Here is a 25016-nt window from a genome sequence, read left to right on the forward strand (position 1 = left end):
GTGCTCCACGAACGACGAAGGGGCCGCCCTATCGGGCGGCCCCTTCGTGCTGTCGGCTCAGCGGCCCAGCGCCCGGCGGCCGCGGCCCTGGGAGAGGACCGGGAGGTTGCGGGACTGGCCGTTGTCGCGGGGGGCCGACTCCTCCAGGCGCAGGGCGAGGGCGGGGCAGCGGCGCACCGCGCGCAGGGCCTTCGCCTCGGCGTAGCGGGGGACCTGGGCCTGGGCGACCGTGGGGAAGCCGTCGGCGCCGAGCTCGAAGACCTCGGGGAGGATGTCGGCGCACAGACCGTGGCCGCGGCACAGCGTCCAGTCGACGTAGATCTTCTGACGGCTGGGGCCGTTCTCCTCGGCCTCGCCGCCGCCGGGGATACCCACCGGGGTCTTGCCGCCCTCGAAGAGCGGCAGAACGCCCTCCACGGGCCGTCCGCAGCCGTTTCCGAGGACGTGGGCGGCGAGGTCGTCGGTGAACGCCTTGATGGTCGACTCCAGGAACATCGCGGAGCCGTCCGGGTGCGAGCACGCGCCGCGCCGCTTCACGTTCTTGGCGACCTGCTTGAGCGCCTCCAGGGCGGCCGGGCCGCCGCCGTTGAGGATGTCCTCCATGCCGCGCGCGGCGGCCGGCAGTCCGAGGTAGCAGGGGCCGCACTGGCCCGCGCTCTCCTCGGCCAGCCACTTGGCCACCATCAGGGACTCGCCCAGCGGGCAGGTGTCCTGGCTGATCGGCAGGATCGCGCCCGCGCCGAGCGAACCGCCCACCGCGTCCAGGGAGTTGCGGGAGACGATCGCCTCGTTGACCGTCGCCGCGTCGATCCACTTGCCGTGGTAGCCGCCGGTCAGCACACCCTGCGGGACCGGCGGGGCGCCGGCGAGCTGGAGGACGTAGCGCAGCGGCACGCCCGTGGGGACCTCGATGACCATGGGGCGGGCGACCGCGCCGGAGACCGTGAGCATGACGGTGCCGGGCTCGTCGTACAGGCCGGTGTTGCCGTAGCGCTCGGGGCCGATGCGGGCGGCGATCGCCAGCTGGGCGAAGGTCTCGGCGTTCGACAGCAGGGTCGGGGCGCCGCCGACGCCGTTCTGGGAGGCGCTGACCTTGCGGCCGGGCGGGATCGCCGGGCCGCCGTCGATGGAGCGGATCAGCGAGGCCGCGGCTCCGGTGACCATACGGACGGGATTGCGCTGCACGCGCGCGCGGAGAGCCGATCTGCGGCCGTTGCTCAGCCCGCGTTCGGCGAGCGCGGCCTCCATGGAACGCTGCGTGGACTCCCGGGTGACCCCCACCACGAGCGTGCGGGCACCCAGGGCCTCGGCGGCCAGCAGGGCGCCGTCCAGGATGAGGTGCGGGGCACGGTTGATGAGCACCGTGTCCTTGCGGCACGCCGGTTCGTCCTCGCTGCCGTTGACGACGACGACGGGCCGTACCCCGCGCTTGATGGCCGCCTCGGCGACCGAGCGCAGCTTCTTGTGGAAGGGGAAGCCCGCGCCGCCGCGGCCCTTCAGGTTGATGTTCTCGGCGAGCTTCGCGAGTTGCTCGCCGCCCAGGGGTTCGAGCGGCCCGTGCACCTTCAGGTGCATGGGCAGATCGAGTCTTTCGACAAGGTCGAAGCCCGACGTGAGCTGGGGAAGACCGACCACGCGGACTTCTGGGACGTCGGGCAGGGCCTCGTTCACCTATAGCCTCCGGAAGGCATGTTCCAAGGTTCGCCCGAGCCCGGTGCGCCGAAGTCGTAGGGCTCACCGGGCGGTGGATCAGTGGCGGGACCGCTGTTGTACGTGTCGTTCGAGTAGTACGCGCCGGAAACGGTGTTCGACTCACCGGTGTCGTACACGTCACTCGTGCCGTATCCGGGTGTGTCCGTATTGCGGTAGGTCGGGATGTTGTATCCGGTGTCCTGGAGCGGGTCGTAGGCGGACGGGGGCGCCTCGCCGACCGGGGGCGGGGACGGGATCGGCCAGCTGCCCGAGGTGCTGCCGCCGCTGTCGTAGCGGGGCATGGCCTCCGTGGTCTGAAGATCCAGCGGCAGGTCCATGCGGGCGGTCTGGTCGGCGGCGCCGTAGGACGGCTGCTGCGGGATGCGCGAGGTCGGGGTGACGGCCCGGTAGGCGGCCGCGAAGCCGTTCGCGGGTTCCGGGGCCGGGGCGGGGGCGTCGTAGGGGGGTGCCGTGCGCGGCTGTGCGGCGCGGGCGTTCTCGTAGCCGGGCAGCGCGGAGGTGGAGGCCTCGGCGACCCGGGCCCGGCTCGCGTCCAGCTCCTCGCGGCCCGGCCGCTCCTCGGTGCCCAGGATCGCCTGGATGCGGTCGGCGACCTTGCGCTTGACCGGGCGGGGCGCCGAGCGCAGGGCGAGCGCGGCCATGACGCCGGCCAGGGAGAGGCCGTAGAGGATCACGAAGATCGGCTTCGCCTGGCGACCCGCGTAGAGGCCGTGGATCAGGGCGAAGCACCAGGCCGGGTAGGCCAGCATGTGCATGGCGCGCCAGCGGGCCGCGACCGGTGCCGGGGAGGCGAACTGGTTGCGCAGGGCGCCGGTGATGCCCACGAAGATCATCAGCAGGCCGGCCAGCGAGCCGAGGCCGATCAGGCCTCCGATGCCGGTGACGCCGAGCGAGAACGGGATGAGCGCGCCGATCAGCTGCGTGTGGTCGAGGGCGACCTTCGTGGTGATGTGCAGCAGCAGGAAGGCGATCGAGCCGACGGCGGTCGTGCGGTGCACGGCCTGGCCGATGATCCGCTGTTTGGGGTTGAGGAAGATCCGGTCCTGGGCGACCAGACCCCAGATCACCGAGCAGCTGAGGGAGACGAGGGACAGCACGCCCGCGCCGAAGTTCAGGAAGTCACGGACCGTGTCACCTCCTACCAGCACGAACACGGGTATGAAGAGCAGAGCGACAGCCGTCGCCATGCCGTAGGCCGAGCGGCCGGGCCTGGGAAGCGAGCTGTTACTTCGACGAGGGTTCATGGGGGCAACTCCGAGCAGTTCGGGTAGGCGGTCCCGCTGCCGCACTCTAAGTGGAGCCATACCGATCGGTACGGGATTTGAGTTATTGCGCTGTTACCAAAAGGCCGTGGGGTCGTTGTGTTGTCCCTTTAGGGGGCGTTACGCGAAGTAACTTTTGACGTTTGTTCAGTTCGGTACCCGATGTCCGGGGCCATAGGAGGCATACGTACGTGCGTCGCAGCTTGCTCAATGGCTGCGGTACCCTGACGCCATGCGTGCCGTACGCCTTCTGCTTAGCGAGCCGCGCTGATCAGTCCCGACCGCCGGACGAGCCGGCCGGTCGGAGTCAGCGCGGCGTCCCCTCCTGTGCGAGGGGATTTTTCGTTTCCGGAACGAGACAGCCGCTGGCAGAGACGATCGATGGAGCTTGAGGATCATGAGCGAGACGAACCCCGCCGCTGCCGCCGAGGTGGCCGCGCCGCACCGCTACACGGCCGCCGTCGCGGCCGAGATCGAGGCACGCTGGCAGGACTTCTGGGACGCCGAGGGTACGTACGCCGCACCGAACCCCAAGGGTGACCTGGCGGGCGATCCGGAGCTGGTCGCCAAGCCCAAGAAGTTCATCATGGACATGTTCCCGTACCCCTCCGGTGCGGGCCTGCACGTCGGCCACCCGCTGGGCTACATCGCCACCGACGTCTTCGCCCGCTTCCAGCGGATGACCGGCCACAACGTCCTGCACACCCTGGGCTTCGACGCCTTCGGCCTGCCCGCCGAGCAGTACGCGGTGCAGACCGGCACGCACCCGCGGGTCTCCACCGAGGCCAACATCGAGAACATGAAGACCCAGCTGCGCCGGCTGGGCCTGGGCCACGACAAGCGCCGGTCGTTCGCCACGATCGACCCCGAGTACTACAAGTGGACCCAGTGGATCTTCCTGCAGATCTTCAACTCCTGGTACGACGACGAGGCCAGGAAGGCCCGCCCGATCGCCGAGCTGGTCGCCCAGTTCGAGTCCGGTGAGCGCGCCGTACCGGGGCACACGCGCGCGTGGAACGAGCTGACCGCCGCCGAGCGTGCCGACGTCCTGGGCGAGTTCCGCCTGGCCTACGCCTCCGACGCGCCCGTCAACTGGTGTCCCGGCCTGGGCACCGTGCTGGCCAACGAGGAGGTCACCGCCGACGGCCGTTCCGAGCGCGGCAACTTCCCCGTCTTCAAGGCCAAGCTGCGGCAGTGGAACATGCGGATCACCGCCTACGCCGACCGGCTGCTGGACGACCTGGACGCCCTGGACTGGCCCGAGGCGATCAAGCTGCAGCAGCGCAACTGGATCGGCCGCTCCGAGGGCGCCCGCGTCGACTTCCCGATCGACGGCGAGAAGATCACCGTCTTCACCACCCGCCCCGACACCCTGTTCGGCGCGACCTACATGGTGCTGGCCCCCGAGCACCCGCTGGTCGAGAAGTTCACCCCGGCCGCCTGGCCCGAGGGCACCCGTGACGTGTGGACCGGCGGTCACGCCACCCCGGCCGAGGCCGTCGCCGCGTACCGCGCGCAGGCCGCCTCCAAGTCCGACGTGGAGCGGCAGGCCGAGGCCAAGGACAAGACCGGCGTCTTCATCGGCTCGTACGCCACCAACCCCGTGAACGGCGAGCAGATCCCCGTCTTCATCGCCGACTACGTGCTGATGGGCTACGGCACCGGCGCGATCATGGCCGTCCCGGCGGGTGACCAGCGCGACTTCGAGTTCGCGCGCGCCTTCGAGCTGCCGATCACCTGCATCGTCGAGCCCACCGACGGCCGCGGCACGGACACCTCCACGTGGGAGGACGCCTTCGCCTCGTACGACGCGAAGATCATCAACTCCTCCGGCGAGGGCGTCTCCCTGGACGGCCTGCCGGTCGCCGAGGCCAAGGCGCGCATCACCGAGTGGCTGGAGCGGACCGGCGTCGGCGAGGGCACCGTCAACTTCCGGCTGCGCGACTGGCTGTTCAGCCGGCAGCGCTACTGGGGCGAGCCCTTCCCGATCGTCTACGACGAGGACGGCATCGCGCACTCGCTGCCCGAGTCGATGCTGCCGCTGGAGCTGCCCGAGGTCGAGGACTACTCGCCCCGCACCTTCGACCCGGAGGACGCGGACACCTCCCCGGAGACCCCGCTGTCCCGCAACGAGGACTGGGTCAACGTCACCCTGGACCTGGGCGACGGACCGAAGAAGTACCGCCGCGAGACCAACACCATGCCCAACTGGGCCGGTTCCTGCTGGTACGAGCTGCGCTACCTGGACCCGCACAACGACCAGAAGCTGGTCGACCCCGAGATCGAGCAGTACTGGATGGGCCCGCGCGCGGGTCAGCCGCACGGCGGTGTCGACCTGTACGTGGGTGGCGCCGAGCACGCCGTGCTGCACCTGCTGTACGCGCGCTTCTGGTCCAAGGTGCTGTTCGACCTGGGCCACGTCTCCTCCGCGGAGCCGTTCCACAAGCTGTTCAACCAGGGCATGATCCAGGCCTTCGTCTACCGCGACAGCCGTGGCTTCCCGGTGCCCGCCGAGGAGGTGGAGGAGCGCGACGGCGCCTTCTACCACCAGGGCGAGAAGGTCACCAAGCTGCTGGGCAAGATGGGCAAGTCCCTGAAGAACGCGGTCACGCCCGAGTCCATCTGCGAGGACTACGGCGCCGACACCCTGCGCCTGTACGAGATGGCCATGGGCCCGCTGGACGTCTCCCGGCCGTGGGACACGCGCGCGGTGGTCGGCCAGTTCCGGCTGCTGCAGCGGCTGTGGCGCAACGTCGTCGACGAGACGACCGGTGAGGTGACCGTCGTCGACACCGAGGCCGACGAGGACACCCTGCGGGCGCTGCACAAGGCCATCGACGGCGTACGGCAGGACCTGGAGGGCATGCGGTTCAACACCGCCATCGCCAAGGTCACCGAGCTGAACAACCACCTGACCAAGGCGGGCGGCGCGGTGCCGCGCTCGGTCGCCGAGTCGCTGGTGCTGCTGGTCGCCCCGCTGGCCCCGCACATCGCCGAGGAGCTGTGGCGCAAGCTGGGGCACACCGACTCGGTGGTCCACCGGGACTTCCCGGTCGCCGACCCGGCGTACGTCGTGGACGAGACCGTGACCTGCGTCGTGCAGATCAAGGGCAAGGTCAAGGCCCGTCTGGAGGTCTCGCCGGCCATCTCCGACGAGGAGCTGGAGAAGGTGGCGCTGGCCGACGACAAGGTCGTGGCGGCGCTGGACGGGGCGGGCATTCGCAAGGTGATCGTGCGGGCGCCGAAGCTGGTGAACATCGTTCCGGCGTAAGACCCCTTAAGGGTCGGGTACGGGCAGGTTCGGGGTTCTTCTGGAACTTCGGGCCTGCCCGTCGCGTTTACCGTTGAAGAGAGGCGCGGAGCCTCGCGCCCGGTCGGAGGAGGAGCGCTGTGGAGGCACTGTTGACGGTCGTCGCTCTGCTTTTCGTATTCCTCCTGGTGCTGGGCGCCTACGCCACCGTGAAGGCCGTCGGCGCCGCCAAGCGGGGCGTGGACCGCACGATCACCCAGGCCCGGCGCACCGTCGAGGACCACACCCTGCGCGCCAAGTCCATGGTGCAGCCCGGCCCGGCGGGCCAGGTCGCCCAACTGCGGCTGAAACTGCGCACCTCCATGCGCGCGACCCAGGACGCGCTGCACGCGGGTGTGGCCGAGGACGAGTCCCTCAGGGAGTCCCTCGCCCTGTTCGAGCGGCTGAGCGCGCACGGCCACGAACTGGACGCCGAACTGCGCCGGCTGGAGTCCGAACCGGACCGCGCGACCCTCGCCGAGCGGCTGCCCGCCCTGCGCGAGCGCACCGAGACCATCACCCGGTCCGCGGACTCCCTGCGCTGGGCCGCGCGTGACCGGGCCCGCCGTTTCGCGGACGACGACCTGGACTCGCTGAGCACCCAGATCGACATGGAGGCCGGCGCGCTGCGGCACTGGACCACGAGCGAGCCGTCGGACCCCGCCACCGCGCAGTCCTCGCCGCCCTGGCCCGAGGCCCCCGCTGACGGCTCCAGCTCCCAGCAGACCTGGCCGCAGACCCCCCGGTCCCGTACGGCCGAGGAACCGACACAGGCCGCCGCCATCACTCCACCGACCACCCGCCCCACCTACCCCTGGCAGAAGAAGCCCCGCCCCGAGAGCACGACTTGATCCGGCCACGACCCTCCCGGCCGGGAGGGGTCGGACTGCCGCCCGGGCGCTACGCCAGGTAACCTCCAGCTCATGTCCCGCCATGTCGCGATCGTCACCGATTCAACGGCCTACCTGCCGCCGCGGACGATGGAGCGTCACGGCATCACGGCGGTGCCGCTGACCGTGGTCCTCGGCGACCAGGCACTCGAAGAGGGCACCGAGATCTCGACCCGGTCCCTGGCCCAGGCGCTCCAGAAGCGGCGACCGGTCACCACCTCCCGCCCGAGCCCGCAGCTCTTCGCGGAGACCTATCGCAGGGTGGCCGAGACCGGTGCCACCGGAGTCGTCTCCCTCCACCTCTCCGCCGAACTCTCCGGCACCTACGACGCGGCCGTTCTCGCGGCCCGTGAGGCGCCGGTGCCGGTGCGGGTCGTGGACACCGGGATGATCGCCATGGCCCTCGGCTTCTGCGCGCTCGCGGCGGCCGAGGCCGCGGAGGCGGGGGGGACGGTGGACGAGGCGGTCACGGCGGCGGAGAAGCGGGCCGCGGGTACCTCCGCCTACTTCTACGTCGACACCCTCGACTATCTGCGCCGCGGTGGCCGGATCGGTGCGGCGCAGGCCCTCTTCGGCTCCGCGCTCGCGGTCAAACCCCTGCTTCAGCTGCAGGGCGGCCGCATCGAACCGCTGGAGAAGGTGCGTACGGCGTCGAAGGCGATCGCGCGCCTGGAGGAGATCGTGGCCGACCGGGCCGGGAGCGCCCAGGTCGACATCGCGGTGCACCATCTCGCCGCCCCCGACCGGGCGTCGGCCCTGGCGGACCGGCTGCGGGTGCGGGTGCCCGGGCTGGCGGACCTGCATGTGAGCGAGGTCGGGGCGGTGATCGGGGCGCATACGGGGCCTGGGTTGCTGGGGGCTGTGGTCTCGCCTCGGTGACGGTGGCCCTGCGGGGTCAGCGGGTTGTCGGTGGGCTGGGTTCGGTTGGGCTGCTGGGTTGGGCAGGGGTACTGGGCTGAGTTGGGCCGGGCTGCTGGGTTGGGCTGGGGTGCTGGGCTGGGTTGGGCCGGGTTGGGCTGGGGGCGTCCGTCACCCGTGTGAGTGGTGGAGTTATCCACAACTGGGTGGTTGTCCCCGGGAATTGAGCAAGATCATCGCGGCTGGGTGATGTGCCCGATCCTCGTCGCATGGCACTTCGATCACGTTCACGCACAGCGACTCCCACGAGTGGCCCGGGCCGTGGCCCCGGCTCGGATGTCCGCACCCGCCATCGCCGCGCTCCTGCGACCAGGGGCCGGGCACGGCAGCGGTATGCGTCGGCCGAGGAGCTTCGGCGGCGCGCGGAGGTCATCTTCGCCGAACGGGAGGGGGTGGGGCGGGAGTCGGAGGTGGGGCCACCGGGTGCGGAGCGGGATGCGGGGGTGGGCCGTGATGGGTTGGGCGCTCCGGGGGCGTCGCAGGCCTGGCGGTACGGTCCGTCGGCGTCGGAGTCGGAGTCGCAGGCCTGGGTGGATCCTCCGTCGGGCTCGAGCCCGGGCCCGGGCCCGGGCCCGGGCTCGGTGTCGTCGGGTTCGGATTCGAATTCGGGCTCGGGGGCCGGGGATTGGCGGGGGCGGGTCGGGCTTGCCGTGCGGGAGCGGGTGCCGGTGTGGCTGCAGGCCAGGTGTGGTCTGGAGCGGCGGAGCGTCGTCGCGCTGACCGTGCTGCTCGTGGTCGCCGCCGGTTTCGCCGTGCAGCACTTCTGGAGCGGCCGTACACAGTCGGTGCGGGCGCCGGAGGTCGTGCGGGCCGCGGTGCCTTTCGAGGAGCGGCGCGAGGCGGCAGGGTCCGGTGCCGCGAGCGGTGCGCCGAGCGTGGCCGGTACGGCGACGGCCGAGATCGTGGTGGACGTCAGCGGCAAGGTCCGCGAACCCGGCATTCGCCGGCTCCCGGCGGGGGCGCGGGTCGCCGACGCCCTCCGCGCGGCCGGCGGGGTACGGCCGGGTACGGACACCACCGGACTCAACCGGGCCCGCTTCCTGGTGGACGGTGAACAGGTCGTCGTGGGCGCCCCGGCGGGGGCGGCGGGAGCAGCAGCAGGGGCGGCCGGAGTGGCCGGAGGCGCGGCCGGTTCAGGTGGCTCCGCGCCGGGGGCCGGGCCTGCCGTGCCCTTCTCCCTCAACACGGCGACCGTGGACCAGCTCGACACGCTTCCCGGCGTCGGTCCGGTGCTGGCCCAGCACATCGTCGACTACCGCACTCAGCACGGCGGTTTCCGCTCGGTGGACGAACTGCGCGAGGTCAACGGCATCGGGGAACGCCGCTTCGCCGACCTGCGGAATCTCGTGCGGCCATGAGTGGCCTCCCGGGGCCTTCGACGCCCACGCCGACAACGGACCCTCCGCGTCCTGCCGTGCGCGCCACGGCCCGGCCTCGAATGGGAGCGGCCGACCCGCGGCAGGAAGGGCCGACCGATCTACGACTCGTGCCGCCCGCGCTGGCCGCCTGGCTGACGGCGGCGTCGATGCTGGACGCCGCGCCGGAGTGGGTCACCGGTGTCGCCGTCGGGTGTCTGGTCACGGGGGTCGTGCTCCTGTTGTGGCGCGGACGTGCGGGGCGACGCGTGGCGACCGCCGCGGTGCTGCTGTGTGTCGCCGCGGCGGCAGCCTCCGCCGGGCTGCACGGCGCCGACCTGCGTCGGGGGCCGGTTCCCGGGCTGGTGCGGGAGTACGCCACCGTGACCGCCGAGATCGAGGTCACCGCCGATCCCCGGCTCACCCGACCGCGGGTCAAGGGGGACCACATGGCACCGGCCTCCGTGCTGATCGGCGCGGAGGTGCGGAGGGTCGAGCAGGCCGGCGGGACGACGGTGGCGACGCGGACGCCGGTGCTGGTGATCGTTGACGTGGGGGCGGGGGAGGGGAGCGACCGAGGCGGAGAGGTGGCGGACGGGGCCGGCGGTCGCGGGGAAGGGGCCGACGGTCGGGTGGATGGCCATGGCGGTCGGCTGGACGAGCCGGTCGGTCGGTTGGACGGGCCGGTCGGTCGGCTGGACGAGCCGGTCGGTCGGTTGGACGGGCCGGTCGGTCGGGTGGACGGGCCGGTCGGTCGGGTGGGCGAGGTCGGTGGCGGGGTGGGCAGCGGCGGCTGGGCGGACGAGCCCGGTGATCGGGCGGGACGGGGTGGTCGGGGCGGCGCTGCGGATGCCGGGGCGGGGGCGGGGGCGTGGCTTCGGCTGTTGCCTTCCACTCGGGTGCGGGTGAGTGCGCGGCTGGCCCCGACGATGGTGGAGGGGGACCGGGTCGCCGGGGTGGCGCGGGTCTCGGGTCGGGCGGGGCCGGAGATCGTGGCCGAGCCGTCGGGGGTGCAGCGGTTCGCTGGGCGGCTGCGGGCAGGGCTGCGGGCGGCCACAGAGCCGTTGCCCGGTGACGCCCGGGCGCTGTTGCCGGGGCTGGTCGTCGGGGACACCTCGCGGATCACGCCCGACCTCGACGAGGCGTTCAAGGCCACCGACCTCACCCACACACTCGCCGTCTCCGGGAGCAACCTCACGATCATCCTCGCCCTGCTCATCGGACCACCCGGGCTGGCCCAGCGCGTCGAGCGCAAAGGCCTCGCGCCCCGGCTCGGCATTCCGCTGCGGACGACGGCGGTGCTGGGCGGAGTGCTCACGCTGGCCTTCGTCGTCGTGTGCCGGCCGGACCCGAGCGTGCTGCGGGCCGCGGCCTGCGGAGCGGTCGTCCTGCTCGCCCTGGCGACCGGGCGCCGCAGATCACTGCTCCCGGCGCTGGCGACGGCCGTACTGCTGCTGGTGCTGTACGACCCCTGGCTGTCCCGGAGTTACGGGTTCCTGCTGTCCGTGCTGGCCACCGGAGCCCTGCTGACGATCGGGCCCCGCTGGAGCGCGGCCCTGCAACGGCGGCGGGTGCCACCGCGGTTGGCCGAGGCGCTGGCCGCCGCCGGTGCCGCGCAGGCCCTGTGCGCGCCGGTCGTGGCGGTGCTGTCGGCGCGGGTGAGTCTGGTGGCGGTGCCGTGCAATCTGGTCGCGGAGTTCGCCGTGGCGCCGGCCACGGTGCTGGGTTTCGCGGCGCTGGCGACGGCGCCCGTGGCGTTGCCGGTGGCCAAGGCGCTGGCGTGGTGTGCGAGTTGGCCCGCCGGATGGATCGCGGACGTCGCCCGCGCCGGGGCCGCGCTGCCCGGCTCCGGGGTGGACTGGCCCGGCAGCTGGGGCGGGGCGGCGCTGCTCGCCGTGGTCACGGGGGTGGTCGTCCTGGCCGGGCGGCGGTTGTTGCGGCACCCGTGGTGGTGCGGGGCGTGCGGGGTGCTGCTCGTGCTGGTGGTGGTGCAGCCGCCGCCGCTGACCCGGGTGGTCACGGGATGGCCGCCGCCAGGCTGGCGGTTCGCGGTCTGTGACGTGGGGCAGGGAGACGCGACGGTGCTCGCGGCGGGTGACGGCACCGGGGTGGTGGTCGATGCCGGGCCCGACCCGGCGCTCGTCGACCGGTGCCTGCGCACACTCGGGATCACCAGGATCCCCCTGGTCGTGCTGACCCACTTCCATGCCGACCATGTGGCGGGCCTGCCCGGGGTGTTGCGGGGGCGGGCCGTCGGCGCGATCGAGACGACCGGGTTCGAAGAGCCCGTGGATCAGGTGGAGTTCGTCCGGAGAGAGGCGGCACGGCGGCACATCCCGGTCACGCACGCGGTCGCGGGGGAGGAGCGGCGGACAGGGGCGCTGGCCTGGCAGGTCGTGTGGCCGCCTCCGAGTTCCCCGCCGGGGGTGGCGGGAGGACCTGCGGCGCCGGAACCGGATGGACCGAACGACGCCAGCGTCACGCTGCTCGTGCGGTCGGGCGGGTTGCGGTTCCTGTTGCTCGGCGATCTTGAACCCCCGTCCCAGCAAGCGCTGTTGAGGTCACCGGCGGGCGCGTCGCTGGGCGGTGTGGACGTGCTCAAGGTGGCTCACCACGGCTCGGCCTACCAGGATCCGGAACTCATACGGAGGGTGGCCCCTCGGGTGGCGCTGATCTCCTGCGGGCGGGACAACCCGTACGGCCACCCGGCTCCCGGCACGGTCGCGGCCCTGCGGGCTCAGGGCGCGGTGGTGCTGCGCACGGACGAGGACGGGGCCCTGGCGGTCGCCGGCACGGAGGAGGAGCTGACGGTGGTGGGAGGTTGATGTCCGGGAGGGGGGTGTGGCGGAGACTGGGGGCATGGATTCTGTACAGGTCGACGCCTACCTCCGTCGTCTGGGAACCGGCCGCCCGGCGCGGCCCGCCACGGACGCCCTGCGCGAGCTTCAGCTGCGCCATCTGCGGGCCGTGCCCTTCGAGAACCTGTCGGTGCATCTCGGCGAGGAGATCGTGCTGGAGGAGAAGCGGCTGCTGGACAAGGTCGTGGGGGCGAACAGGGGAGGGTTCTGCTACGAACTCAACGGCGCTTTCGGGGCGTTGCTCGGTGCGCTGGGCTTCGATGTGACGTTGCTCGCGGCCCGGGTGTACGGGGAGGAGGGGCGGCTCGGTATCCCGTACGACCATCTCGCGCTGCGGGTACGGACGGTGGACGGGGGCGACTGGCTGGTCGACGTCGGCTTCGGGGCGAACAGTCACCGGCCGCTGGCGATCGGGGCGCGGGACGAGCAGGACGATCCCGCGGGCACGTTCCGGGTCGTAGAGGCGGCGCCGGACGCGGCGGGGGTACGGGGCGGTGGGGTCGGGGCGGCCGAGGCGGCGGACTTGGACGTCCTCAGGAACGGCGAACGCCAGTACCGCCTGGAGGTCCGGCCCCGGGTGCTGCGTGACTTCGTGGCGGGCGCGTGGTGGCACAGCACGTCGCCGGGGTCGCACTTCACGCAGTCACTGGTGTGTTCGCGGGTCGCGGAGGACGGGGGGAGGATCACGCTCAGCGGCCGGGGCCTCACGGTGACGGCGGCGGACGGGACGCGCGAGGTGCGGGAGCTGAAGACGGACGAGGAGGTGCTGGGGGTGTATCGGGAGAGGTTCGGGATCGGGCTGGAGCGGGTGCCGGAGGTGCGGGACTTCGGCCGGGCCAGGGGGTGAGCGCGGCAGGGAGGGGACGTCGTCCGTGGGGGCTGGTGGTGTCTGAGGGGGCGGTCGTCGGTGGGGTGGGTGGTGTCCGAGGGGGCGGTCGTCGGTGGGGTGGGTGGTGTCTGAGGGGGCGGTCGTCGGTGGGGTGGGTGGTGTCCGAGGGGGCGGTCGTCCGTGGTGCGGTTGGTGTCGGGCGGGTGCCGGAGAATGGGCGTGTGAGTGATGTGAGACATGTGCTGGTGCTGCCCGACCGGGATGCCGCCGAGGAAGTGGTGGAGGCGCTCGGGGAGCGGTTCGGGGTGGCCGAGGAGCCGCAGCTGGTGCGGGACGCGTTGGCCGGAGAGGACGACGCGGAGGACGCGCAGTGGCTGGTCGTCCTGCGGGACGAGGACGGACGGCTCGACCCCGGGGAGCTGGACGAGTTCGTGGGCGCGTGGGACGGGTGGCGGGAGGAGCCGTAAGGCTTGTGGGGTGGGTCGTGGAAGGAGCCGTAAGGCCCGTGGGAGGGCGGCGGGAGGAGCCGTAAGGCCGCCGGGGGTGGGTCGCGGGAGGGCCGTAGGGGCCGCGGGGTCGGGGAGAGTGGGCTCGGCGGCGTTCGTTGTCAGTGGTGCGTGCCATGCTTGTCGCGATGGCCAGGAAGACTGCGAATGACGACCCTCTCGCCCCCGTGACGCTTGCCGTGGGCCAGGAGGACCTTCTGCTCGACCGTGCCGTGCAGGAGGTGGTGGCCGCCGCGCGGGCCGCCGACGCCGACACGGACGTACGGGATCTGACCCCGGACCAGTTGCAGCCCGGCACGCTCGCCGAGCTGACCAGCCCCTCGCTCTTCGCGGAGCGCAAGGTCGTGGTCGTACGCAACGCGCAGGATCTGTCGGCCGACACGATCAAGGACGTGAAGGCGTATCTCGGGTCGCCCGCCGAGGAGATCACCCTCGTGCTGCTGCACGCGGGCGGGGTGAAGGGCAAGGGGTTGCTCGATGCCGCGCGCAAGGCCGGGGCGCGGGAGGTGGCCTGCCCGAAGATGACCAAGCCGGCGGATCGGCTGGCGTTCGTGCGGGGTGAGTTCCGGGCGGCGGGGCGGTCGGCGACGCCGGAGGCGAGTCAGGCGCTGGTCGATGCGATCGGCAGCGATCTGCGGGAGCTGGCGTCGGCCGTGTCGCAGCTGGTGGCCGACGTCGAGGGGACGATCGACGAGGCGGTGGTCGGGCGGTACTACACCGGGCGGGCCGAGGCGTCGAGCTTCACCGTCGCCGACCGTGCGGTCGAGGGGCGGGCCGCGGAGGCGCTGGAGGCGCTGCGGTGGTCGTTGGCGACCGGTGTGGCGCCGGTGATGATCACCAGTGCGCTCGCGCAGGGTGTGCGGGCGATCGGGAAGTTGTCGTCGGCGCGGGGCGGGCGGCCTGCGGATCTCGCGCGGGAGCTGGGGATGCCGCCGTGGAAGATCGACCGGGTGCGGCAGCAGATGCGGGGGTGGACGCCGGACGGGGTCGCGGTTGCGCTGCGGGCGGTGGCTGAGGCGGACGCGGGTGTGAAGGGCGGCGGGGACGATCCCGAGTACGCCCTGGAGAAGGCGGTTGTTGCGATTGCCAGGGCGGCGCGGTCGAGGGGGCGGGGTTAGACAGGCGGCGTTGAGTTTGTCCGGGCGGGTGTTGGGGTCGGCCTCGGGGGTTTCTATCGCCCCCGCCGCCCCTACCCGTCCCATCCTCCAGGGGCTGCCGCCCCTTCGACCCCGCGTCCTGGGGGCTGCCGCCCCCAGACCCCCGCTTCGGCCCTGAACGGGCCTCGTCCTCAAACGCCGGACGGGCCATCTCGGCTCGATGCGGGTCCAGCATTCTCAGTCCGCCGGGCGCTGCACCTCTTCAGCGCCGGCCCGCTGCATCCCACCGGCATGCCCGACAGGCTGAAAATGTGTGGTCGTGAGAGGACAATCGGAGCCATCAGCCGCATATCGCCGAGGTCATGGAGAGGTGGCGGTTGTCATGGCTGAACACCCGCACGCAGCGCTCGTCCGCAAGGGCTACGAGGCTTTCCAGCGCGGAGACATGGACACCCTGCGCGGGCTGATGACCGGGGACTGCACCCACCACGTGCCCGGCTCGCACCCGCTCGCGGGGGACTACAAGGGCCTCGACAACATCATCGAGGGGTACTACGGCCGGCTCTACTCGGAGACGGGCGGGACCTTCCGCGTCGAGTTGCTCAATCTGTTCGTGGACGGCCGCGGGCACACCATCTCCGTGCACCGCTTCACCGCCGACCGGGGCGACAAACACATAGAGGAGAGCGGCGGGATCGTCTTCCGGATCGTCGGAGACAAGATCACCGATCTCGACGAGTGCGTCGAGGACATGGACAAGGTGAACGCGTTCTGGTCGTGACCAGGGCACAGCCGCGGACCCGCATGCCGAAGGCCCCGGCCGCCGCCCTGGGGAAGGGCGGGGTGCCGGGGCCTTCGGTTCACGATGTCGAGCCCGTACCCGCGTGGCGAACGCAGGCCGCGTACAGGCTCTGGGGTGCCGGACGGGAGCGGATGAGAGAGGGCCCGCTCGGGTCCCTCCGGCGTCGAATCAAGTGTCAGCCGTTGAGGCCGGCGACCTTCGAAGCAAGCGCCGACTTCTTGTTGGCGGCCTGGTTCTTGTGGATGACGCCCTTCGAGACGGCCTTGTCGAGCTGACGCGCGGCAGCGCGCTGGTACTCGGTGGCCTTCTCGACGTCACCCGCGGCAGCAGCCTCACGGGCCTTGCGGATCGCGGTCTTCAGGGAGGACTTGACGGCCTTGTTGCGCAGCCGGGCCTTCTCGTTGGTCTTGATCCGCTTGATCTGGGACTTGATGTTCGCCACTGATTGAGCCTTTTCAGGTTCAGGCACGGAACCGCGCGGGATCCGGGCCAGGTGATTTCTTGGGGTGTGCCTCGCGCTGAGAGGGCATGAGACACAGCCACCCAGGCTACCAGGGGCCCGGCCGGCGGCCCAAAACGGTCCCCGGTCGCCCGCCGTGGGACCATGGAGCCTACGTATCGATCCGACCCGAGGCATAAGGCGCCTCAAGAGACAGGACCCTGCGTGCCCGCGACCCCTAACAATGTGCCCGAGCCGAGCCGTACCGACCCGGCTCTGATCCGCAATTTCTGCATCATCGCGCACATCGACCACGGCAAGTCCACCCTCGCCGACCGGATGCTCCAGCTGACCGGTGTGGTCGAGCAGCGGCAGATGCGTGCTCAGTACCTCGACCGTATGGACATCGAGCGTGAGCGTGGCATCACGATCAAGTCCCAGGCGGTGCGTTTGCCGTGGGCTCCGACCCACGACAAGAGCAACACGCACATCCTGAACATGATCGACACCCCCGGGCACGTCGACTTCACCTACGAGGTCTCGCGGTCGCTCGCCGCCTGCGAGGGGACCATCCTCCTCGTCGACGCCGCCCAGGGCATCGAGGCCCAGACCCTCGCCAACCTGTACCTGGCGATGGAGAACGACCTCACGATCATCCCCGTGCTGAACAAGATCGACCTGCCGGCCGCGCAGCCCGAGAAGTTCGCCGAGGAGCTCGCCAACCTCGTCGGCTGCGACCCCGACGACGTGCTCCGGGTCTCCGCCAAGACCGGTGTGGGTGTCGACGTGCTGCTCGACAAGGTCGTCAAGGAGGTCCCCGCGCCCGTCGGTGTCGCCGACGCGCCCGCCCGCGCGATGATCTTCGACTCCGTCTACGACTCCTACCGCGGTGTCGTGACGTACGTCCGTGTCATCGACGGCCAGCTCAACAAGCGCGAGCGCATCAAGATGATGTCGACCGGGGCGACGCACGAGCTTCTGGAGATCGGGACCAACTCGCCGGAGATGCTCGGCGCCGACGGTCTCGGCGTCGGTGAGGTGGGCTACCTCATCACCGGGGTGAAGGACGTCCGCCAGTCCAAGGTCGGTGACACCGTCACCAGCCAGCAGAAGGGGGCCACCGAGGCGCTCGGGGGGTACAAGGACCCCAAGCCGATGGTGTTCTCCGGGCTCTATCCGCTGGACGGCTCCGACTACCCCGAGCTGCGCGAGGCGCTGGACAAGCTCCAGCTCAACGACGCCGCGCTCGTCTACGAGCCGGAGACCTCGGCGGCGCTGGGCTTCGGTTTCCGCGTCGGCTTCCTGGGGCTGCTGCACCTGGACGTGATCCGGGAGCGGCTGGAGCGTGAGTTCGGGCTCGACCTGATCGCCACCGCGCCCAACGTGGTCTACCGGGTTGTGATGGAGGACGGCACCGAGCACACCGTCACCAACCCGAGCGAGTTCCCCGAGGGCAAGATCAACGAGGTGTACGAGCCCGTCGTACGGGCCACCATCCTCGCGCCCTCGGAGTTCATCGGGGCGATCATGGAGCTGTGCCAGACCCGGCGCGGCACCCTGCTCGGCATGGACTACCTGTCCGAGGACCGGGTCGAGATCCGCTACACCCTGCCGCTCGCCGAGATCGTCTTCGACTTCTTCGACCAGCTGAAGTCCAAGACCCGCGGCTACGCGTCCCTCGACTACGAGCCCACCGGCGAGCAGGCCTCCAGCCTCGTCAAGGTCGACATCCTGCTGCACGGCGACAAGGTCGACGCCTTCTCGGCGATCACGCACAAGGACGCGGCGTACGCGTACGGTGTGCGGCTCGTCGCCAAGCTGCGTGAGCTCATCCCGCGGCAGGCCTTCGAGGTGCCCATCCAGGCCGCCATCGGCTCCCGGGTCATCGCCCGCGAGACCATCCGCGCCATCCGCAAGGACGTTCTCGCCAAGTGCTACGGCGGTGACATCTCCCGTAAGCGGAAGCTGCTGGAGAAGCAGAAGGAGGGCAAGAAGCGGATGAAGATGGTGGGCTCTGTGGAGGTTCCGCAGGAGGCCTTCATCGCCGTACTGAGCAGCGACGACGCGGCGGGTTCCGGCAAGGGCAAGAAGTAGCGTCGTTTTCCCGTGAAAATAGGGGCCTGTCACGTGTGAGCGTGACGGGCCCCTACGCGTGCGTAACGTCGCGCTCTGTAGGAAGTGACAGGCCGTCGCCCCTTACGCAGGTGGCGGTCGCGCTCTACTCTGATCTCCACTCGATGGTTACTCGTGAGTTAAACAACACTCGAGCAGCACACCAGCCGCACTCAGCCAGCCGCCGCACTGTCGCGGGCCCCGGAGGATGTCGTGAGCGACACACAGACCCTGATCGAGAACCGACCGCCGAGCGTGGCGACCCTCTTCCTGGAGCGCGTTGCGGCCACGCCGGACGCGGAGGCGTACCGCTACCCCGTGCCACCGGCCTCCGGTGAGGGCCCCGACGACTGGAAGTCGCTGAGCTGGGGAGAGACCGCCGAGCGGGTCTTCGCCATCGCCGCCGGCCTGATCGAGCTCGGGGTGCAGCCCGAGCAGCGCGTCGCGCTGTCCTCCTCGACCCGCGTCGAGTGGATCCTCGCCGACCTCGGCATCCTGTGCGCCGGCGCCGCCACGACCACGGTGTATCCGCAGACCAACGCCGACGAGTCGGCGTTCATCGTCTCCGACTCCGAGAGCCGTGTGCTGTTCGCCGAGAACGCCGAGCAGCTGGCCAAGGCGCAGGAGAAGCGCGCCGAGCTGCCCGAGCTGACCCATGTCGTGGTCATCGACGCAGAGGGCGTGGAGACCGGCGACTGGGTGCTCACCCTCGCCGAGCTGGAGGCCCGTGGAGGGGCCCGGCTGGAGAAGGACCCCGACCTGATCAAGGAGAAGGTCGGCGCGATCACCAAGGACCAGCTGGCCACCCTCATCTACACCTCGGGCACCACCGGCCGCCCCAAGGGCGTACGGCTCCCGCACGACAACTGGGCCTACATGGCCAAGGCGATCGCCGCGACCGGGCTGATCAGTGCCGAGGACGTGCAGTACCTGTGGCTGCCGCTCGCGCACGTGTTCGGCAAGGTCCTCACCTCCGGCCAGATCGAGGTCGGGCACGTCACCGCCGTCGACGGCCGCGTCGACAAGATCATCGAGAATCTGCCGGTCGTGCAGCCGACGTACATGGCGGCCGTCCCGCGCATCTTCGAGAAGGTCTACAACGGGGTCGCCGCGAAGGCCCGGGCGGGCGGCGGCGCCAAGTACAAGATCTTCCAGTGGGCGTCCGAGGTGGCCCGCGAGTACGCCAAGGCCAGCCAGGACAACTTCCGCCGCACCGGCACGGCGAGCGCGCCCTTCGGCCTCTCCGCCAAGCACAGGGTCGCCGACGCGCTGGTCTACTCCAAGATCCGCGAGGCGTTCGGCGGCAGGCTGCGGGCGGCGGTCTCCGGGTCGGCCGCCCTGGCGCCGGAGATCGGCTACTTCTTCGCCGGCGTCGGCATCCACATCCTGGAGGGCTACGGCCTCACGGAGTCCTCGGCCGCGTCCTTCGTGAACCCGGGCGAGGCGTACCGCACCGGCACGGTCGGCAAGCCGCTGCCCGGCACGGAGGTGCGCATCGCCGACGACGGGGAGATCCTGCTGCGCGGTCCCGGCATCATGGAGGGCTACCACGGGCTGCCCGAGAAGACCGCCGAGGTGCTGGAGAGCGACGGCTGGTTCCACACCGGGGACATCGGTGAGCTGTCGCCCGACGGCTACCTGCGGATCACCGACCGCAAGAAGGACCTCATCAAGACGTCGGGCGGCAAGTACATCGCGCCGGCCGAGGTCGAGGGGCAGTTCAAGGCGGTGTGCCCCTACGTCTCCAACATCCTCGTCCACGGGGCCGACCGGAACTTCTGCACGGCGCTCATCGCGCTCGACGAGGCCGCGATTCTCGGCTGGGCCGAGGAGAACGGGCTCGGGGGGAAGCCTTACGCGGAGGTTGTGGCGGCGCCGGAGACCGTTGCCCTGGTCGAGGGGTATGTGAAGCAGCTCAACGAGGGGCTTCAGCGGTGGCAGACCATCAAGAAGTTCCGGTTGCTGCCTCGGGATCTCGATGTGGAGCACGGGGAGATCACGCCGAGTCTGAAGTTGAAGAGGCCGGTTGTGGAGCGGGAGTACAAGCATCTGATTGATGAGATGTACGCCGGTACGCGCGAGGCGTAGGGGGTGGTGGGGGACTCGTTGCGGCTGACGGTCCGTTGTGGCTTGTCGCGCAGTTCCCCGCGCCCCTAAAAAAACCTTAGCCCCGGCCCCTGTTCAGAAGTTGACGCAGCTCTCGGATCTGGTCGCGCAGCGCGCGCAGGTCCGGGGGCTGTTCCGCGTCCAACTGCTTCTCCAGTTCCGCCAGTCTGCTCGCCACCTCCCCGTACTCCGCCTGATCCTGCGCCAGCAGCCGCTCCAGTTGCTGGTTCTTTCTGTGCAGGTCCAGGAACACGCTGACCTTCGCCCTCAGCACCCAGGGGTCGAACGGCTTGGTCAAGTAGTCGGCCGCGCCGGTCGCGTAGCCGCGGAAGGCGTAGCCCGAGTCGTCCTCCGCGCCGGTCAGGAAGATGATCGGGACGTCCTTGGTCTGGTCGAGCCGTTTGATGTTCGCGGCGGTCTCGAAGCCGTCCATGCCCGGCATGCGGACGTCGAGCAGGACGAGGGCGAACTGCCGGCGCAGCAGCGCCTTCATCGCCTCCTCGCCCGAACGTGCCCGGACGAGTGGCTCGTTGAGGGACCCCAGGACGGCTTCCAGGGCGATCAGGTTGTCCTCCATGTCGTCGACCAGGAGGATGCTGGCGCGCTCGTCGGTCGTTGCCTCAGCGCTCATGGTGACTGTGCCTCATTCAGTCGTCGGCGGAACCGGCACTTCTCCTGTCGGGTCCCGTTCCTCTACGGCAGTCGGCGCCTCGGGATCGGTGCCGTCCGCGCCCTCGGGGTCGAGGAGTGCGCACACGACGGTCAGCAGCTGGTCGACGTCCACCGGTTTGGGTACGTAGTCGTTGGCGCCCCGCGCGATCGATTTCTCCCGGTCCCCGGGCATCGCCTTCGCGGTCAGCGCGACGATGGGCAGGCCTGTCCAGCGGGGGGTGCGGCGGATGGCGGCGATGGTCTCGTAGCCGTCCATCTCCGGCATCATGATGTCCATCAGGACGAGTTCGACGTCCGGGTTGCGCTCCAGCGTCTCGATGCCCTCGCGGCCGTTCTCGGCGTAGAGGACGGGCATGCCGACCCGGCCCAGGACATGGGTCAGCGCGAAGACGTTGCGGATGTCGTCGTCGACGATCAGCACCCGGCGCCCGGGGAGCACCTGCCCCGCCCGGCCCGACTTCCACGCCTCCAGCTTGGTCGGCGCGGGCCAGGCGTCGTCCACGTCGTGGGTGGCCGTGAAGGGCTCCGCGGACAGCTGTTCCGGCACCGCGGGCAGGGAGCGGTCCTCGGGGACCGGGCCGGTCGCCGAGTGGCCGGGGCTGACGACGGGGACGTAGAGCGTGAAGGTGGAGCCCTGGCCGGGTTCGCTCTCGGCGACGATACGGCCGCCGAGCAGGCCGGCGATCTCGCGGCTGATGGACAGCCCGAGGCCGGTGCCGCCGTACTTGCGGTTGGTGGTGCCGTCGGCCTGCTGGAACGCCTCGAAGATCACCGGGAGTTTCTCGGCCGCGATCCCGATCCCGGTGTCGGAGACGGCGAAGGCGACCACGTCGTCGCTCTCGCGGATGAACCGGTGTTCGGGGTCCTTGATGCGGTTGACCCGGAGTTCGACCCGGCCGGTCGCGGTGAACTTGATCGCGTTGGACAGCAGGTTGCGCAGGATCTGCTGGAGGCGCTGTTCGTCGGAGTACATCTCGCGCGGCACGTCCTCGCCGACGGACACCTCGAAGGCGAGGCCCCGGTCGAGGGTGAGCGGGCGGAAGGTGGCGTGGACGTAGTCGAGGAGCTTGATCAGCGGGAGCTTCTTCGGGCGGACGTCCATCCGGCCCGCCTCGATCTTCGACAAGTCCAGGATGTCGTTGATGAGTTGCAGGAGGTCGGAGCCGGAGCGGTGGATCGTCGTCGCGAACTGCACTTCCTGGTCGGAGAGATGACCGTCCGGGTTGTCGGAGAGCAGCCTCGCCAGGATGAGCAGGGAGTTGAGCGGGGTGCGCAGTTCGTGGGACATGTTCGCCAGGAACTCCGACTTGTACTGCGAGGACGTGGCCAACAGGGCGGCCTTCTCCTCCAGTTCGGCGTTCGAGCGCTGCAGCTCCGCCTGCTGCTTCTGGAGTTCGTCGGAGCGTTCCTGGAGCTGCATCGCGAGGCGCTGGGACTCGCCGAGCAGCGACTCGGTGCGGGAGTTGGCGATGATGGTGTTGATCGCGACGCCGATGGTGTTCACGAACTGGTCGAAGAACGCCAGGTGCACATCGGAGAAGCGGGAGAACGAGGCGAGTTCGATGACGCCCAGGAGCTTGTCCTCGAAGAGGATCGGGATGATGACGACGCTCGTGGGGGCCGCCTCGCCCAGACCACTGTTGATCTTGATGTAGTCCGGCGGGGCCTCCTCGACGAGGATGCGTTTCTTCTCACGCGCCGCCTGCCGGACCAGGCCGTGCACGGGAAGGCCGCCGGTCTCCACGGTCGCGCCCTGGGCCGAGCCGTAGCCCGCGATGAACGCCAGTCCCTTGGTGGGAACCGTCGTGCGGATGGAGGCGCCGTCCTCGTCCGGGTCGGCCAGGAAGAACGCCCCGTACTGGGCGTTCACCAGCGGCGTCAGCTCGCGCAGGATCAGGTCGGCGACCTCCATCAGGTCGCGGTGGCCCTGCATCAGCGCGGCGAGGCGGGCCAGGTTCGACTCCAGCCAGTCCTTCGCGCGGGTCGTCTCGCGGAGGTTGGCCACCATCAGGTTGATGTTGTCCTTCAGCTCGGCGACCTCGCCCTGGGTCTCCACGGTGATCGAGCGGGACATGTCGCCCTGCGCCACCGCGGAGGCCACCTCGGCGATCGCGCGGACCTGGGTGGTCAGGTTGGAGGCGAGTTCGTTCACGTTGGTCGTCAGGCGCTTCCAGGTGCCGTACACGCCCTCCACCCGGGCCTGGCCGCCGAGTTGGCCCTCGGAGCCGACCTCGCGGGCCACGCGGGTCACTTCGGAGGAGAACGAGGACAGCGTGTCGACCATGGTGTTGATGGCCGTCTTCAGCTCCAGGATCTCGCCGCGCGCGTCCACGTCGATCTTCTTGGAGAGGTCGCCGTTGGCGACGGCCGTGGTCACCTGGGCGATGTTCCGCACCTGTGACGTCAGGTTGTCGGCCATGTAGTTGACGTTGTCGGTCAGGTCCCGCCAGACACCGCTCACGCCCAGCACCTGGGCGCGCCCGCCCAGCCGGCCGTCGGTGCCGACCTCGCGGGCCACGCGGGTCACCTCGTCGGCGAAGGCCCGCAGCTGCTCCACCATCGTGTTGACGGTGTCCTTGAGTTCGAGGATCTCGCCACGGGCGTCGACCGTGATCTTCTTGGAGAGGTCGCCGTTGGCGACGGCGGTGGTCACCTGGGCGATGTTGCGGACCTGTGACGTCAGGTTCAGGGCCATGAAGTTGACGTTGTCGGTGAGGTCCTTCCAGACGCCGGACACGCCTCGCACCTGCGCCTGGCCGCCGAGGTTTCCTTCCGTGCCGACCTCGCGGGCGACGCGGGTGACCTCGTCGGCGAAGGCGGAGAGCTGGTCGACCATGGTGTTGATCGTGGACTTCAGTTCCAGGATCTCGCCCTTGGCCTCGACCGTGATCTTCTTGCCGAGGTCGCCCTGGGCCACCGCGGTGGAGACCAGGGCGATGTTGCGGACCTGCGACGTCAGGTTGTCCGCCATGAAGTTGACGTTGTCGGTGAGGTCCTTCCAGACGCCGCTCACGCCCCGCACCTGGGCGCGTCCGCCGAGGTTTCCTTCGGTGCCGACCTCGCGGGCGACGCGGGTGACCTCGTCGGCGAAGGCGGACAGCTGGTCCACCATCGTGTTGATGGTCGACTTCAGCTCCAGGATCTCGCCCTGCGCGTCGACCGTGATCTTCTGCGAGAGGTCGCCGTTGGCGACGGCGGTGGTGACCTGGGCGATGTTCCGCACCTGGGACGTCAGGTTCGACGCCATGAAGTTGACGTTGTCCGTCAGGTCCTTCCACACGCCGGACACGCCCCGCACCTGGGCCCGCCCGCCCAGCTGGCCCTCGGTGCCGACCTCGCGGGCGACGCGGGTGACCTCGTCGGCGAAGGCGGACAGCTGGTCCACCATCGTGTTCACGGTCAGCTTCAGTTCCAGCAGCTCACCGGTGGCCTCGACGGTGACCGTGCGGGTCAGGTCGCCGCGCGCGACGGCCGTGGTCACCAGGGCGATGTCACGGACCTGCGCGGTCAGCCGGGACGCCATGGTGTTGACCGCCTCGGTCACATCCCGCCAACTGCCCGACAGGCCCGTCACCTTGGCGCGTCCGCCGAGCCGCCCCTCGGTGCCGACCTCGCGGGCCACCCGCGTCACCTCGCCGGTGAACAGGGACAGCTGGTCGACCATCTTGTTCACGGCCCGGCCCAGCCGCCGCAGATCGCCCCGCAACTGCCGGTTGCCGTCGTGCAGATCGACGCGCTGCGTCAGATCACCGCCCGCCACCGCGTCCAGCACCCGGGTCGCGTTGGCGGCCGGGGCGACCAGGGCGTCCAGCAGCTGGTTCACGTCGCTGACCCGGGAGGCCCAGGCACCGGCGCCGGGGCTCGGGGAGAGCCGCTCGTCGAGCCGGCCGTGCCGCACCAGCTCCCGCTTGACCCGCTGGACCTCCGTCGTGAAATGGACGTTCCGGTCCACCAGCTGGTTGAAGATCGCGGACAGCTCGGCCACGACGGGGCCGTGCCCCGTCTCCGGCACCTTGGAGAAGTGCCCGTCCCGCGCGGCCGTCATCGCGGCGAGCAGCGGACGCAGATCCGATGCTCGAATGTGGTCCTGAATGTGTCCGTCTTCGAGCACACGCGTAGCACTGTTCTCACTCATGGCGGCCCACTTCGGTAACTCGGCGCTTATGGG

General features: G+C 70.6%; 16 protein-coding genes. 11 read left to right on the forward strand and 5 right to left on the reverse strand.

Annotated features, from left to right (window positions below; genetic code table 11):
- Window positions 1-57: 57 nt before the first annotated feature.
- A complete protein-coding gene (locus ACFUO4_RS13170; RefSeq protein ID WP_126271859.1) occupies window positions 58-1671 on the reverse strand; it encodes an NADH-quinone oxidoreductase subunit NuoF family protein in 1614 nt (537 codons plus the stop codon).
- The gene (locus tag ACFUO4_RS13175) at window positions 1668-2900 is read right to left on the reverse strand and encodes a cytochrome b/b6 domain-containing protein (RefSeq protein WP_383483464.1); all 1233 of its coding nucleotides are present in this window, start codon (window positions 2898-2900) and stop codon (window positions 1668-1670) included. Before ACFUO4_RS13175 ends, ACFUO4_RS13170 begins: the two co-directional genes overlap by 4 nt.
- 472 nt (window positions 2901-3372) lie before the next feature.
- On the opposite strand from ACFUO4_RS13175, the gene leuS reads away from it, so the two are divergent.
- From leuS to ACFUO4_RS13220, 9 genes are all read left to right on the forward strand, one after another.
- Window positions 3373-6246, forward strand: coding sequence for a leucine--tRNA ligase (gene leuS, locus ACFUO4_RS13180; protein ID WP_383483467.1), 2874 nt, complete (start codon window positions 3373-3375; stop codon window positions 6244-6246).
- A 128-nt stretch (window positions 6247-6374) separates the two neighbouring features.
- On the forward strand, window positions 6375-7115 hold the full coding sequence (locus ACFUO4_RS13185) for a hypothetical protein (protein ID WP_383485649.1): 741 nt from the start codon (window positions 6375-6377) through the stop codon (window positions 7113-7115).
- A 72-nt stretch (window positions 7116-7187) separates the two neighbouring features.
- Window positions 7188-8033, forward strand: coding sequence for a DegV family protein (locus tag ACFUO4_RS13190; protein ID WP_383483470.1), 846 nt, complete (start codon window positions 7188-7190; stop codon window positions 8031-8033).
- A 248-nt stretch (window positions 8034-8281) separates the two neighbouring features.
- On the forward strand, window positions 8282-9430 hold the full coding sequence (locus ACFUO4_RS13195; RefSeq protein ID WP_383483473.1) for a helix-hairpin-helix domain-containing protein: 1149 nt from the start codon (window positions 8282-8284) through the stop codon (window positions 9428-9430).
- Window positions 9431-9510: 80 nt separating this feature from the next.
- Window positions 9511-12252 carry a ComEC/Rec2 family competence protein gene (locus ACFUO4_RS13200; protein ID WP_383483476.1) on the forward strand — a complete coding sequence of 914 codons (2742 nt, stop codon included), beginning with the start codon at window positions 9511-9513 and terminating at the stop codon, window positions 12250-12252.
- Between the two features lie 34 nt (window positions 12253-12286).
- Complete coding sequence (locus ACFUO4_RS13205; RefSeq protein WP_383483479.1) at window positions 12287-13132, forward strand: arylamine N-acetyltransferase; 846 nt, start codon at window positions 12287-12289, stop codon at window positions 13130-13132.
- 203 nt (window positions 13133-13335) lie between these two features.
- A complete protein-coding gene (locus ACFUO4_RS13210; protein WP_383483482.1) occupies window positions 13336-13581 on the forward strand; it encodes a hypothetical protein in 246 nt (81 codons plus the stop codon).
- A gap of 167 nt (window positions 13582-13748) precedes the next feature.
- Window positions 13749-14738 carry a DNA polymerase III subunit delta gene (gene holA, locus ACFUO4_RS13215; RefSeq protein ID WP_383483485.1) on the forward strand — a complete coding sequence of 330 codons (990 nt, stop codon included), beginning with the start codon at window positions 13749-13751 and terminating at the stop codon, window positions 14736-14738.
- A gap of 361 nt (window positions 14739-15099) precedes the next feature.
- Window positions 15100-15498, forward strand: a complete 399-nt coding sequence (locus tag ACFUO4_RS13220; RefSeq protein ID WP_079313049.1) for a nuclear transport factor 2 family protein — start codon at window positions 15100-15102, stop codon at window positions 15496-15498.
- A gap of 196 nt (window positions 15499-15694) precedes the next feature.
- On the opposite strand, the gene rpsT is transcribed toward ACFUO4_RS13220, so the two are convergent.
- Window positions 15695-15961, reverse strand: coding sequence for a 30S ribosomal protein S20 (rpsT, locus tag ACFUO4_RS13225; protein ID WP_059191727.1), 267 nt, complete (start codon window positions 15959-15961; stop codon window positions 15695-15697).
- A 222-nt stretch (window positions 15962-16183) separates the two neighbouring features.
- On the opposite strand from rpsT, the gene lepA reads away from it, so the two are divergent.
- Together lepA and ACFUO4_RS13235 are read left to right on the forward strand one after the other, a co-directional pair.
- Window positions 16184-18052: a translation elongation factor 4 gene (gene lepA / locus ACFUO4_RS13230; RefSeq protein ID WP_079313051.1), complete on the forward strand. Its 1869-nt coding sequence runs from the start codon at window positions 16184-16186 to the stop codon at window positions 18050-18052.
- 231 nt (window positions 18053-18283) lie between these two features.
- Window positions 18284-20158, forward strand: a complete 1875-nt coding sequence (locus ACFUO4_RS13235; RefSeq protein ID WP_383483490.1) for an AMP-dependent synthetase/ligase — start codon at window positions 18284-18286, stop codon at window positions 20156-20158.
- Window positions 20159-20234: 76 nt separating this feature from the next.
- Here the strand turns inward: ACFUO4_RS13235 and ACFUO4_RS13240 are convergent, their stop codons facing one another.
- Together ACFUO4_RS13240 and ACFUO4_RS13245 are read right to left on the reverse strand one after the other, a co-directional pair.
- Entirely contained in the window at window positions 20235-20807 is a 573-nt protein-coding gene (locus ACFUO4_RS13240; RefSeq protein ID WP_383483493.1) for a two-component system response regulator, read from the reverse strand.
- A gap of 12 nt (window positions 20808-20819) precedes the next feature.
- Window positions 20820-24983, reverse strand: coding sequence for a HAMP domain-containing protein (locus ACFUO4_RS13245; RefSeq protein WP_383483496.1), 4164 nt, complete (start codon window positions 24981-24983; stop codon window positions 20820-20822).
- Between the last annotated feature and the right edge of the window lie 33 nt (window positions 24984-25016).

Source organism: Streptomyces sp. NPDC057280 (assembly GCF_042668605.1).
Classification (GTDB): Bacteria; Actinomycetota; Actinomycetes; order Streptomycetales; family Streptomycetaceae; genus Streptomyces.

Bases quoted from the DNA above. Each gene is read 5' to 3' on its own strand.
- ACFUO4_RS13175 (WP_383483464.1), bottom strand. From the start codon at position 2,900: ATGGCGACGGCTGTCGCTCTGCTCTTCATACCCGTGTTCGTGCTGGTA.
- leuS (WP_383483467.1), top strand. From the start codon at position 3,373: ATGAGCGAGACGAACCCCGCCGCTGCCGCCGAGGTGGCCGCGCCGCAC.
- ACFUO4_RS13190 (WP_383483470.1), top strand. From the start codon at position 7,188: ATGTCCCGCCATGTCGCGATCGTCACCGATTCAACGGCCTACCTGCCG.
- ACFUO4_RS13195 (WP_383483473.1), top strand. From the start codon at position 8,282: ATGGCACTTCGATCACGTTCACGCACAGCGACTCCCACGAGTGGCCCG.
- ACFUO4_RS13200 (WP_383483476.1), top strand. From the start codon at position 9,511: ATGGGAGCGGCCGACCCGCGGCAGGAAGGGCCGACCGATCTACGACTC.
- ACFUO4_RS13205 (WP_383483479.1), top strand. From the start codon at position 12,287: ATGGATTCTGTACAGGTCGACGCCTACCTCCGTCGTCTGGGAACCGGC.
- holA (WP_383483485.1), top strand. From the start codon at position 13,749: ATGGCCAGGAAGACTGCGAATGACGACCCTCTCGCCCCCGTGACGCTT.
- ACFUO4_RS13220 (WP_079313049.1), top strand. From the start codon at position 15,100: ATGGCTGAACACCCGCACGCAGCGCTCGTCCGCAAGGGCTACGAGGCT.
- ACFUO4_RS13240 (WP_383483493.1), bottom strand. From the start codon at position 20,807: ATGAGCGCTGAGGCAACGACCGACGAGCGCGCCAGCATCCTCCTGGTC.
- ACFUO4_RS13245 (WP_383483496.1), bottom strand. From the start codon at position 24,983: ATGAGTGAGAACAGTGCTACGCGTGTGCTCGAAGACGGACACATTCAG.